Here is an 11,436-nt window from a genome sequence, read left to right as displayed (position 1 = left end):
TCTGCCATCTTCCTCCGCATCATATTTACACTCTAAAAATTGATCTGTTTAGTCTTACTGAACGATTGACTGAATTAATCATGCAAACCCATTTTAGTTGTAGGTATACTCAGCGTTCTTAACTGAATAGAATGGTAGAAAGAATATGTCTGATAGAACGCTTATCGAAGAGTTCGACCTTCTTTTGATCGCTAACCAAATCATCCAAGAGCACGATGATTACATCGAGGGAATGCGAGCAACAAGTGTAGAAGAAAAAGAAGGTGTTTTAGTTTTTAAAGGTGAATACTTCCTTGATGACAAAGGTTTACCAACTTCAAATACGACTGCAGTATTCAATATGTTCAAATACTTAGCGCATCACCTTTCTAAGGAATTTACGCTGGTTAAATAGTATTGGGAAACAAAAAAGCCAGAGTGTTATTCACTCTGGCTTTCCTATTTTAGGTCAGAATATTTAGCAGCTTAAAGCCTTAAGTTTGTCGAAGTAGTCAGGGAACGTTTTCGACGTACACTTTGGATCATTAATCGTCACAGGTGTATCACTAAGTGCCACCAGCGAAAAACACATCGCCATACGATGATCATCGTAAGTATCAATCGCAGCATGCTTTAACTGAGAGACAGGTTTGACGATGATGTAGTCTTCCCCTTCTTCCACTTCCGCACCAACTTTACGTAACTCAGTCGCCATAGCTGACAAACGGTCTGTTTCTTTTACACGCCAGTTATAAACGTTACGAATAGCGGTAGTGCCTTCGGCAAATAGCGCTGTTGTCGCGATGGTCATTGCTGCATCAGGGATATGGTTGTAATCCATATCAATGCCTTTTAATTGACCAACACGAGAAATTACGTAGTCATCACCCCATTCAATTTCTGCACCCATTTTTTCAAGCGCATCAGCAAATTGAATATCACCTTGAATGCTGTTTTTACCGATACCCGTGACTTTAACTTCTCCACCTTTGATGGCTGCCGCCGCCAAGAAGTAAGAAGCAGAAGACGCGTCACCTTCAACCAAGAAATCACCTGGAGCGATGTATTGCTGACCGGCTGGGATCACAAACTCTTGATAGTCATTGTTGATCACATCGACTCCAAACTGCTTCATGATATGCAGGGTGATATCGATATAAGGCTTAGAAACCAAATCGCCTTCGATGTTGATGCGAATTTCACCTTCAGCCAATGGCGCAGACATTAAGAAAGCGGTCAAGAACTGACTTGAAATGGACCCATCGATAGAAACTGTACCTGCTTTTAGGCCAGTACCAATTATTTTGAGAGGCGGAAAGTTCTCGTTTTCCATGTACTCAACGTTCGCACCAGCATCTTTCAGTGCCGTGACAAGGTGACCAATTGGACGCTCTTTCATACGAGGTTCGCCCGTCAGTACATACTCCCCTTCTCCAAGACAAAGAGCCGCAGCTAATGGTCGCATCGCAGTGCCAGCATTGCCGAGAAATAACTCTACCGGCTCTGAGACAGAAAACGGACGCCCAAGGCCGTCAACGAGACATTCTGTTTTATCTTCGGAAAGTTGGTATTGAACGCCTAGTTTAGTCAGCGCATTCAGCATATGACGAATATCATCACTGTCGAGGAGATTAGTAAGGCGAGTTCTGCCTTTAGCAAGAGCAGCAAGTAAAAGAGCTCGATTAGAAACACTTTTAGAGCCAGGAAGGTTCACTTCCCCTTGAATTTTATTGATAGGTTGTAACGTTAGGCTTTCCATTAAAAGTTGATAATCCTTTGTGCCCTCAACATACGATTTTTTATGAGGGCTAAACAATTCTTCGTGAATTCAGACTACCCAAAAAAACACGACAAAACCAGAGTAAATCGGCGCTAATTTATGAATATCCTCAAGCAGCCTAAAGATACAGAATTAAAGGCATTGCCAGCGATGTAAATCAGAGCGAAAGAAGCACGGCGAAACAGCAAACTATTTCGACTTTATTTGACGATAAGCCAGCCCGACTGTACATGCCTGATTAGGCTTCGTTAGACTAAAACAACCTAGGGTTAATAAGTGATATCAACCCTGACTCCATCATCAAAATATAAAATACGAACTTCATCCCCTCGACTAAATAACATATTTTTATCAACATCTTGGATGACATTAATTAGCTTATCACCCTTCACTTTGATGAGTAGCTCAACTAACTTATATTCAACCGTGTATTGGTAATTACTTTGGTTTTGAGCAACTGCGGCACCTGCAAGCGCACCCACTGCCGTCGCGACTTCTCTTCCCGTACCGCCACCAAATTGATTACCGACTAAACCACCGATAGTGGCACCAAGTAGTGTCTTCCAACCGTTACTTTTCGATTGAACAACCTCTTGTTGAGTAATATAACGGACAGAGTCAATCTTCCCGTAAACTACTTCATTAACTGGCTTGGCAACATTTCTTTCATAGGCTGCGTTGGCGACAAGTGGTAAAAACAGTATGATCCCAAGCCATACTTTTACGATATTTCTTAACCAGGTCATCATAAACTCCTCTGACTCCAATGTTGGTAACGACTTCTTATGGCTATTTATTTAACTGAACTCGATGAAACGTTCAACTTTCCCTCACCCTATAAAGCACTCAGCGACCCCAATGGTTTGCTGGCTTTTGGTGGTGACTTAAACCCCATGAGAATCCTCAATGGTTACTATCAAGGCATTTTCCCTTGGTATGGTCCTGGTGAACCTATTTTATGGTGGAGCCCTTCTCCGCGCGCTGTGTTTGACCCATTGCAGTTTAAGCCATCTAAAAGTCTCAAAAAATTTCAGCGTAAACATAACTATAAAGTAACACTCAATTTCGCGACAGAAGAAGTGATTAGACTATGTTCTTCAACACGCCCTGCAGAGGAAACATGGCTCAACGAGGAAATGCAAACTTCCTACATTGAGTTAGCCAAACTTGGTCACTGTCACTCTGTAGAAGTATGGCATGACAACAACCTGATTGGCGGACTATATGGCATCTGCGTGGGCCAACTTTTTTGCGGGGAGTCGATGTTTAGCCTAAAAGATAACGCATCCAAAATTGCATTGTGGTACTTATGCAACCATTTGGCGTCAAAGCAAGGTCAATTAATCGATTGCCAAGTTATGAATTCTCACTTGGCATCACTTGGCGCATTTGAACTTGAGCGTGACGAATTTATGCAAAAACTACTATCTTTAAGAGAAAAGCAAACACTATTTGATGCCTATCAGCCCCAAGTTTTGCAGGATTCAGTATGAGTACGGATATACAACATATTCGAATAGGGTTGACGAATAATCACCCTTGTAGTTATTTGCCTGAACGGCAAGAGCGGGTTGCGGTGGCGCTTGATGAAAGGCTGCATACTGAAGAAAATTACCAGTTGCTCATGGCTAACGGTTTTCGTCGTAGCGGAGATACCATATATAAACCGCATTGCGAGCATTGCACCGCTTGCCAGCCAATTCGAGTCTCGATTCCAGACGTTAGACTATCAAAAAGTCAGAAGAGGCTGCTTAATAAAGCACAGTCTTTACGCTGGGAAATGAAACCTGAAATGGATGAGGAATGGTTTGAGCTTTACAGTCGGTACATCTGCAAACGGCATAAAAACGGCACTATGTACCCACCAAAGCGTGATGAGTTTGCTCGATTTGCTCAAACCAGCTGGCTGACAACGTCGTTTTTACACATTTACGATGAATCAGATCAATTGCTCGCCATTGCAGTGACAGATTTGATGCCACAATGCTCGAGTGCTTTTTATACTTTCTTTGACCCTGACTACGAGTTATCTCTTGGGACATTAGCGGTGCTTTATCAAATTAAATACTGCCAAGAAAACAAACAACAGTGGCTATATTTGGGATATCAGATTGATGAGTGCCCAGCAATGAGCTACAAAACACGCTTTCAACGCCACCAAAGGCTAGTAAATCAGCGTTGGCGAGGGTAGAATACGCCTCAACTTTACATAATTACTATTTAGCGGCAGAATATAGCCCGCTAATATTGCCTAATTTCTAAAGAGGATTAAATGGCTAAAGAAGACGTAATCGAGATGCAAGGCACAGTCCTTGACACTCTACCAAACACTATGTTCCGTGTTGAACTTGAAAACGGTCACGTTGTGACTGCTCACATCTCTGGCAAGATGCGTAAGAACTACATCCGTATCCTAACGGGTGACAAAGTAACTGTAGAGATGACTCCATACGACCTGTCAAAAGGCCGCATCGTCTTCCGCGCTCGTTAATCTCTGATTTTCGGATGCAATAAAAAACGGAGCAAGCTGCTCCGTTTTTTATTGCACAATTTTTTCCGATTTAGTTCAGATAACAAAGCGCACGATCTTCTCGTGCGCTTTTGCGTTTGTTACCGACTAACGATTAATGCATCGCTGTCTCTTTCTCACTTAAGTATTCAAACTCAAGCGTATCGTTGACCAGCGTTACTTTCACTGTACCGCCGTCAACTAAAGATCCAAACAACAGTTCGTTAGCCAAAGGCTTCTTAAGCTGTTCTTGGATAACACGCCCCATTGGGCGAGCCCCCATAGCTTTGTCATAACCTTTATGTGCTAACCAATGGCGAGCGTCTTGAGATACTTCCATTGAAACGCCTCTCGCATCAAGTTGCACTTGCAGTTCAACAATGAACTTATCAACCACTTGATGGATAACGCTTTCATCAAGGCTGTTAAACCAGATGATGTTATCAAGACGGTTACGGAACTCAGGAGTAAACACCTTCTTAATTTCCGCCATTGCATCGTGACTGTTGTCTTGTTGAATCAAACCAATTGATTTCTTCTCGGTTTCCGCCACACCTGCGTTAGTTGTCATAACAAGAATGACATTACGGAAGTCTGCTTTGCGACCATTGTTGTCCGTTAGCGTACCGTTATCCATGACTTGCAACAACAGGTTAAAGATATCAGGGTGCGCTTTTTCAATCTCATCAAGTAATACGACTGAATGTGGGTGCTTAATAACAGCATCGGTTAGCAAACCACCTTGGTCATAACCGACATAACCAGGAGGCGCACCAATTAAGCGACTTACGGAGTGACGCTCACCATACTCAGACATATCAAAACGAAGTAGTTCGATACCTAGAAGCTTAGATAACTGCACCGTCACCTCTGTTTTACCAACCCCTGTTGGGCCTGCAAACAAGAATGAACCAACAGGTTTGTTGTCTACACCTAAACCTGCACGTGTCAGCTTGATCGCCTCGGATAATGCATCAATCGCATTATCTTGACCGAATACCAACATCTTCATTTTGCTATCTAAGTTTTTCAAAATGTCTTTATCTGAAGAAGAAACCGACTTCTCTGGAATTCGCGCCATTTTGGCAACCATTGATTCGATATCAGCCACTCCGACCGTTTTTTTACGACGGCTTGCAGGAGCAAGACGACTACGAGCACCAGCTTCATCAATGACATCAATGGCCTTATCTGGTAGATGGCGTTCATTAATGTATTTAGCCGACAGTTCTACCGCGGCACGCAGTGCTTTATTGGTATAACGTACTTCATGGTGAGCTTCGTACTTCGGCTTCAAGCCCATCAAGATTTTAGTTGTATCATCCAATGAGGGCTCTACAACGTCTATCTTTTGGAAGCGGCGAGACAACGCACGCTCTTTCTCGAAAATGTTGCTGTATTCTTGGTATGTCGTCGAACCAATACAACGCAACTTACCGCTACTTAAAAGAGGCTTAATAAGATTTGCTGCATCGACTTGACCACCAGATGCCGCGCCTGCACCGATGATGGTATGTATTTCATCGATGAACAAAATGGCATCTTCTTCTTTTTCAAGTTGTTTCAAAATCGCCTTGAAGCGCTTTTCAAAATCACCGCGATATTTGGTACCAGCGAGCAAAGAACCAATATCTAGTGAATAAATCACGCTGTTTTGAATAACCTCAGGGACCTGCCCTTCGACAATTCGCCATGCAAGACCTTCCGCAATGGCTGTTTTACCAACCCCTGCCTCACCCACTAGTAGTGGATTATTCTTGCGGCGTCGACAAAGTACCTGAATAGTGCGCTCTAACTCTTTATCACGTCCAATGAGTGGGTCGATGTTTCCATCTTTAGCGACTTGATTAAGATTCGTCGCAAAGCTTTCTAGGCGTTCTTCAGAATTAGGCTCTTCAACACTTTCTGAGCTAAACGAGTCTGATGATGAATCCTCACCTGCACCTGATGCTTTAGTAATACCGTGGGAGATGAAGTTAACAATATCTAATCGGGAGATGTCATTTTTCTTCAGTAAGTAAGCGGCATGCGACTCTTGTTCACTGAAGATAGCAACAAGCACGTTGGCGCCTGTTACTTCATTACGACCAGACGACTGTACATGAAAGACGGCGCGTTGTAGTACACGTTGAAAACTCAAAGTCGGCTGCGTTTCACGCGTCTCATCACTATCTGGGATAAGAGGCGTAGTTTGATCGATGAAAATATCGAGTTCGTTGCGTAAAGCGTCAAGATCCGCCTTACAAGCTAGAAGGGCTTCCTTAGCTGCATCATTTTCCAACAATGCAAGTAGGAGGTGTTCGACAGTCATAAACTCGTGGCGTTTATCTCGCGCCCGAGCAAATGCACCGTTAAGGCTTGACTCTAGTTCTTTATTTAGCATAAGTACCTCCCGAAAAAACAACTGGGGTTGTTCGAGCAAGTCTTCTTTGTTTACGCTTGCTCCATAGTGCAAAGTAGCGGATGTTCATTTTCCCTTGCGTACATCGTAACTTGCGCTACTTTTGTTTCGGCAATTTCTGCGCTGTATGTGCCGCAGATTGCCTTTCCTTCATAGTGGACCTGAAGCATGATTTGAGTTGCTTTATCAATATCATGTGAGAAAAATCGCTCAAGCACCTCTATGACGAAATCCATAGGTGTATAGTCATCATTATTGAGTACGACATTGTACAGCTTAGGTGGCTGGACTTTCGTACTTTCTCGCTCCAGAAGATCAGAGTCCGGAGTGACCCATTCAAAATTTTTACTCATGGCAATCTAAAGATATCGTATCAAAGGGTTGATGTTTTCGACCTATAAAAACAATCTACCACAAGCGTGCAGCGCGGTGTAGTGAGTTATGGCACCGAATTCGATCTTTGATCGATAAAAGTTGCTACCTAATATAGAGACTAATGCACGTCTTGATACGGCGCAAATAAAAGATGCTTGTCGATAAGTTACACATTTTTTCTTATAAAAGAACTTTCTATTTATTGCTTTCGGACTATTGCAAACCACCCCATCATCTTCTATCTGGATCACACTTCCTCATTGAGAATACGGTAATTATCACGAAAACTTCATTTTTTATTCAGTCAGAGGATTCTTCTCCCATAAGCAACACGGACAGTATGGCTTTTTCAGTATGAGCCACTTCATAGGCAAATTGACTAAACTTCTGCGTATATACGAAAAACTGTTTGCAAATTTGTTAATCTCAAAAGTGATTTGTTTTCAATTATGTTTCTGTTTGTTGCTCACTGCTATTGACTGTCGAAATTCATTGACTACAGTGGAAAGTGTCGATGCATAAATCATCATTTTGAAACCTCCCTTCTTTAAGTGGTTTGATGAATGTGACTTATCATTGATTTGACGTTTGTTGGCATTCGCTGACAATGGTAGTACCAAGTTAAAGGTATAACTTGGTTGCAGTAACAACATCAGTAAAAAATGCATGAGGGATGTAAAGCATGGCTACAGGTACAGTAAAGTGGTTTAACAATGCCAAAGGATTTGGGTTTATTTGTTCAGATGAAGAAGAGGGAGATATCTTTGCCCACTACTCAACTATCCAGATGGACGGTTATCGTACACTGAAAGCAGGCCAACAAGTCTCTTACGAGATTGAAAAAGGTCCCAAAGGCTGTCACGCGAGTAGCGTCGTGCCTCTTGAAGGCCAAACCAAATAATTAGAGCGCTGTCGAAATATAAAAATATTGCTCTCGAAACGCCACGTTGATGTTTTGAAGAGAAAAATAAACCCGCCAAGATAGCGGGTTTCTTACTATTTAGAGCACGTGTTACAAAAGGAACACTTACAACGCACTTACAGGATAGGAAACGCGCCGAAAACGACGTGTTTTTACACTAACTTACTTGTTAATGATTGCGTTAAAGGTTTCGCTTGGACGCATCAATTTAGAAACCAATGCATCGTCTAGTAAGTAGTAACCTCCTAGCTCACCTTTCACGCCTTGCGCATTATTTAGCTCAGCAACGATCGTTTCTTCCTGCTCTGACAGCGCTTTTGCAATTGGTGCAAATTCAGCAGCAAGATCCGCATCATCCGTTTGCTCTGAAAGCGCTTTCGCCCAGTAAAGTGCAAGATAGAAGTGGCTTCCACGGTTATCTAGCTCACCCACTTTACGTGACGGAGATTTGTTGGTGTCTAAAAACTCACCGGTCGCTTTATCTAGTGTATCTGCGAGAACCTGAGCCTTAGGATTGTTTGTCGCTACACTTAAATGCTCTAACGAAGCTGCAAGCGCTAGGAACTCGCCCAAAGAATCCCAACGAAGGTGATTCTCTTTTTCTACTTGTTGAACGTGCTTAGGAGCAGAACCACCAGCGCCTGTTTCAAATAGACCACCACCATTCATCAATGGAACAATAGATAGCATCTTAGCAGACGTACCTAACTCGAGAATTGGGAACAAGTCTGTTAGGTAGTCACGAAGAACATTACCTGTAACAGAGATAGTATCTAGGCCCGCTTTCATACGCTCTAGTGAGTACTTACAAGCTTCAACAGGAGATAGGATCTTAATCTCTAGACCGTCAGTATCGTGATCTGGTAGGTAGGCGTTTACTTTCTTGATGAGCTCAGCATCGTGCGCGCGGTTTTCATCTAGCCAGAATACAGCTGGAACACCTGTTGCACGTGCGCGAGTCACTGCTAGTTTAACCCAATCTTGGATTGGTGCGTCTTTAACCTGACACATACGGAAGATATCACCTTCTTCAACCGCTTGCTCTAACAGTACGTTACCTGAAGCATCAACAACGCGAACAGTACCCGCAGCGTCTAGAATGAATGTCTTGTCGTGAGAACCATACTCTTCAGCTTTCTGAGCCATTAGACCAACGTTAGGTACGCTACCCATAGTGGTTGGATCAAATGCGCCGTGCTCTTTACAGAAATCAATAACCGCTTGGTAAATACCTGCGTAGCTACGATCTGGAATCATCGCTTTGGTGTCTTTTTGTTTACCATCTGGTCCCCACATTTGACCCGAAGAGCGAAGCATTGCTGGCATAGAAGCATCTACAATAATGTCACTTGGTACATGTAAGTTTGTGATACCACGATCAGAGTCAACCATCGCAAGTTCTGGTTGAGTTTGGTAAACCGCTTGAATGGCCGCTTCAATTTCTGCTTTTTGCGCTTCAGGTAGAGACTCAATTTTTGAGTAAACATCACCGATGCCATTGTTTACATCAACACCTAGCTCTTCAAACAGCTTACCGTACTTATCGAAAACGTCTTTGTAGTAAACTTTTACTGCATGGCCGAAAATGACAGGGTCAGAAACTTTCATCATCGTCGCTTTCATATGAAGAGACAGCAGCACGTCTTGTGCTTTCGCTTCAGCAATCTCTTTCTCGAAAAATTCAACCAACGCCTTCTTCTTCATTACTGAAGTATCAATGACTTCTTTATCTAGTAATGGGAACGCAGACTTAAGCTCTTTAACTGTACCATCATTACCGACAAACTCGATTTTGACCTCTGTTGCACCAGAGATAGTTGTAGACTTTTCGCTACCAAAGAAGTCATTGTCTGACATGCTCGCAACATGGGACTTAGATTCTGCTGACCATGCACCCATTGAGTGTGGGTTTTTCTTCGCGTAGTTCTTAACCGAAGTCGGAGCACGACGGTCTGAGTTACCTTCACGAAGTACTGGGTTAACCGCACTACCTTTGATTTTGTCGTAAGCCGCTTTAATCGCTTTCTCTTCGTACGTGCTCGGCTCTTCTGGGTAGTTTGGTAAATCGTAACCTTTCGCCTGAAGCTCTTTAATCGCCGCTTTAAGCTGAGGAACTGAAGCTGAAATGTTAGGTAGCTTGATGATATTTGCTTCTGGAGTTTGAGCTAGTTCACCAAGCTCAGTCAACGCATCGCCAATGCGCTGTTCTTCTTTTAGATGCTCTGGGAAGTTAGCGATAATTCGACCTGCTAGTGAAATATCACGAGTATCTACATTGATGCCAGACGATGCTGTGAATGATTGAATGATTGGTAGTAATGAATAAGTTGCTAGCGCCGGCGCTTCATCAGTGATGGTGTAGATAATTGTAGGTTTTTCTGTAGGCATGAAATTTCCCTATTTTTTAATCAACTTGTTGGCTGATCAACTCAGCGTCTGAGTTGGTTTAATTGACGCATTGCTGCGCGTTAGCAGTACATGTCTCCTCACTAACGCCACATGCGGTTCGCACTCTTTGTTGTAGTTTGAAGCTCTAAGCTCTGAATCCATGAGTGCACTGATATAATTAAACAAATAACACGAATTAGTCTATCATTCTGTGCGCGTTTGTTAGTTTTAGGCGCGCAAATCATATCCGATCATGAGAAAACTTAAAACTTTCAAACACAGTTCATTTACATTTTTGCAGGGTAGTTAACATGTCATCTCGTACAGGTCAGGAAAAAGGTCGCAGTCGTAACCAGTCTAAAACGGGCCATTTTAAACACTCAGGAGCTCGCAATGGCTCGAAGACTCGTACTCAGCAAGACCGCCGCCCTAATCGCCCAACAAAGAGCCAAAAGCCAAAAGTGCCCCCTAAAGATCGTAAAGTCATTATTTTCAATAAGCCTTACGATACGCTCAGTCAATTTACCGATGGCGATGGTCGCAAAACGTTAGCGGACTATATCCCGATCAAAAATGTCTATGCGGCTGGCCGATTGGACCGAGACAGCGAAGGTTTAATGGTACTCACTAACGATGGCATCTTGCAGGCGAAGCTAACGCAGCCAAAGTCAAAATCGCCGAAGACTTATTGGGTTCAAGTCGATGGCGCTCCTCAGGAGCAAGATCTTGAAAAATTGAGAAAGGGAGTAGAGCTAAAAGATGGTATGACTCTACCAGCCGAAGTTGAAGTTATTCCAGAACCACAAGTCTGGGACAGAACGCCTCCTGTTCGTTTTCGAGCAAATATCCCTACAACTTGGTTAGCCATTACCATTATTGAAGGAAGAAATCGTCAGGTGCGTCGCATGACTGCGCACATTGGCTTCCCTACCTTGCGCCTCATTCGTCATTCGATGGGTGATATCGTCCTTAACGACCTAATGCCTGGTGAATGGAGAGAAATCTCTCTCTAATAAGCAGAAAAGATAAAAGCAGGCTTAAAGCCTGCTTTTTAGATTCGTACTTTTTCAGTTAAGCCCTAT

At 43.0% G+C, this 11,436-nt stretch carries 11 protein-coding genes; 6 read left to right on the top strand and 5 right to left on the bottom strand.

Features of this window, described 5'->3' with window-relative positions:
• Nucleotides 1-145 precede the first annotated feature (145 nt).
• Nucleotides 146-394, top strand: a complete 249-nt coding sequence (locus R7P80_RS04140; protein ID WP_042522113.1) for a YciN family protein — start codon at nt 146-148, stop codon at nt 392-394.
• Between the two features lie 63 nt (nt 395-457).
• Here R7P80_RS04140 and aroA read toward each other — a convergent pair whose 3' ends face one another.
• Nucleotides 458-1,738, bottom strand: a complete 1,281-nt coding sequence (gene aroA, locus R7P80_RS04135) for a 3-phosphoshikimate 1-carboxyvinyltransferase (protein WP_017634728.1) — start codon at nt 1,736-1,738, stop codon at nt 458-460.
• Nucleotides 1,739-2,028: 290 nt separating this feature from the next.
• The gene (locus tag R7P80_RS04130; RefSeq protein ID WP_005378348.1) at nt 2,029-2,505 is read right to left on the bottom strand and encodes a glycine zipper 2TM domain-containing protein; all 477 of its coding nucleotides are present in this window, start codon (nt 2,503-2,505) and stop codon (nt 2,029-2,031) included.
• Between the two features lie 39 nt (nt 2,506-2,544).
• Here R7P80_RS04130 and aat point away from each other — a divergent pair, with 39 nt between their 5' ends.
• The 3 genes from aat to infA all read left to right on the top strand — a co-directional run bounded on the left by aat (nt 2,545) and on the right by infA (nt 4,250).
• Nucleotides 2,545-3,252, top strand: coding sequence for a leucyl/phenylalanyl-tRNA--protein transferase (aat, locus tag R7P80_RS04125; RefSeq protein ID WP_005378347.1), 708 nt, complete (start codon nt 2,545-2,547; stop codon nt 3,250-3,252).
• Nucleotides 3,249-3,950, top strand: a complete 702-nt coding sequence (locus R7P80_RS04120; RefSeq protein ID WP_005378346.1) for an arginyltransferase — start codon at nt 3,249-3,251, stop codon at nt 3,948-3,950. Before aat ends, R7P80_RS04120 begins: the two co-directional genes overlap by 4 nt.
• 81 nt (nt 3,951-4,031) lie before the next feature.
• Nucleotides 4,032-4,250 carry a translation initiation factor IF-1 gene (gene infA, locus R7P80_RS04115; RefSeq protein ID WP_001040192.1) on the top strand — a complete coding sequence of 73 codons (219 nt, stop codon included), beginning with the start codon at nt 4,032-4,034 and terminating at the stop codon, nt 4,248-4,250.
• Nucleotides 4,251-4,383: 133 nt separating this feature from the next.
• Here the strand turns inward: infA and clpA are convergent, their stop codons facing one another.
• Nucleotides 4,384-6,651, bottom strand: a complete 2,268-nt coding sequence (gene clpA, locus R7P80_RS04110; protein ID WP_005387879.1) for an ATP-dependent Clp protease ATP-binding subunit ClpA — start codon at nt 6,649-6,651, stop codon at nt 4,384-4,386.
• Between the two features lie 50 nt (nt 6,652-6,701).
• Nucleotides 6,702-7,022 carry an ATP-dependent Clp protease adapter ClpS gene (clpS, locus tag R7P80_RS04105; protein WP_005378419.1) on the bottom strand — a complete coding sequence of 107 codons (321 nt, stop codon included), beginning with the start codon at nt 7,020-7,022 and terminating at the stop codon, nt 6,702-6,704.
• A gap of 704 nt (nt 7,023-7,726) precedes the next feature.
• Between clpS and cspD the strand changes: the two genes are divergently transcribed.
• Nucleotides 7,727-7,945 carry a cold shock domain-containing protein CspD gene (cspD, locus tag R7P80_RS04100; RefSeq protein WP_213910983.1) on the top strand — a complete coding sequence of 73 codons (219 nt, stop codon included), beginning with the start codon at nt 7,727-7,729 and terminating at the stop codon, nt 7,943-7,945.
• A 183-nt stretch (nt 7,946-8,128) separates the two neighbouring features.
• Here cspD and R7P80_RS04095 read toward each other — a convergent pair whose 3' ends face one another.
• On the bottom strand, nt 8,129-10,354 hold the full coding sequence (locus R7P80_RS04095; RefSeq protein WP_005378404.1) for an NADP-dependent isocitrate dehydrogenase: 2,226 nt from the start codon (nt 10,352-10,354) through the stop codon (nt 8,129-8,131).
• A 311-nt stretch (nt 10,355-10,665) separates the two neighbouring features.
• On the opposite strand from R7P80_RS04095, the gene R7P80_RS04090 reads away from it, so the two are divergent.
• Complete coding sequence (locus R7P80_RS04090) at nt 10,666-11,367, top strand: pseudouridine synthase (protein WP_042522115.1); 702 nt, start codon at nt 10,666-10,668, stop codon at nt 11,365-11,367.
• The last annotated feature ends 69 nt before the right edge of the window (nt 11,368-11,436 follow it).

This window comes from Vibrio sp. 2092 (assembly GCF_033339635.1).
In the GTDB taxonomy this organism is placed as follows: Bacteria; Pseudomonadota; Gammaproteobacteria; order Enterobacterales; family Vibrionaceae; genus Vibrio; species Vibrio alginolyticus.
This window is presented reverse-complemented; position numbering and strand designations above follow the sequence as displayed.

Bases quoted from the DNA above. Each gene is read 5' to 3' on its own strand.
- R7P80_RS04140 (WP_042522113.1), top strand. From the start codon at position 146: ATGTCTGATAGAACGCTTATCGAAGAGTTCGACCTTCTTTTGATCGCT.
- aroA (WP_017634728.1), bottom strand. From the start codon at position 1,738: ATGGAAAGCCTAACGTTACAACCTATCAATAAAATTCAAGGGGAAGTG.
- R7P80_RS04130 (WP_005378348.1), bottom strand. From the start codon at position 2,505: ATGACCTGGTTAAGAAATATCGTAAAAGTATGGCTTGGGATCATACTG.
- aat (WP_005378347.1), top strand. From the start codon at position 2,545: ATGGCTATTTATTTAACTGAACTCGATGAAACGTTCAACTTTCCCTCA.
- R7P80_RS04120 (WP_005378346.1), top strand. From the start codon at position 3,249: ATGAGTACGGATATACAACATATTCGAATAGGGTTGACGAATAATCAC.
- infA (WP_001040192.1), top strand. From the start codon at position 4,032: ATGGCTAAAGAAGACGTAATCGAGATGCAAGGCACAGTCCTTGACACT.
- clpA (WP_005387879.1), bottom strand. From the start codon at position 6,651: ATGCTAAATAAAGAACTAGAGTCAAGCCTTAACGGTGCATTTGCTCGG.
- clpS (WP_005378419.1), bottom strand. From the start codon at position 7,022: ATGAGTAAAAATTTTGAATGGGTCACTCCGGACTCTGATCTTCTGGAG.
- cspD (WP_213910983.1), top strand. From the start codon at position 7,727: ATGGCTACAGGTACAGTAAAGTGGTTTAACAATGCCAAAGGATTTGGG.
- R7P80_RS04095 (WP_005378404.1), bottom strand. From the start codon at position 10,354: ATGCCTACAGAAAAACCTACAATTATCTACACCATCACTGATGAAGCG.
- R7P80_RS04090 (WP_042522115.1), top strand. From the start codon at position 10,666: ATGTCATCTCGTACAGGTCAGGAAAAAGGTCGCAGTCGTAACCAGTCT.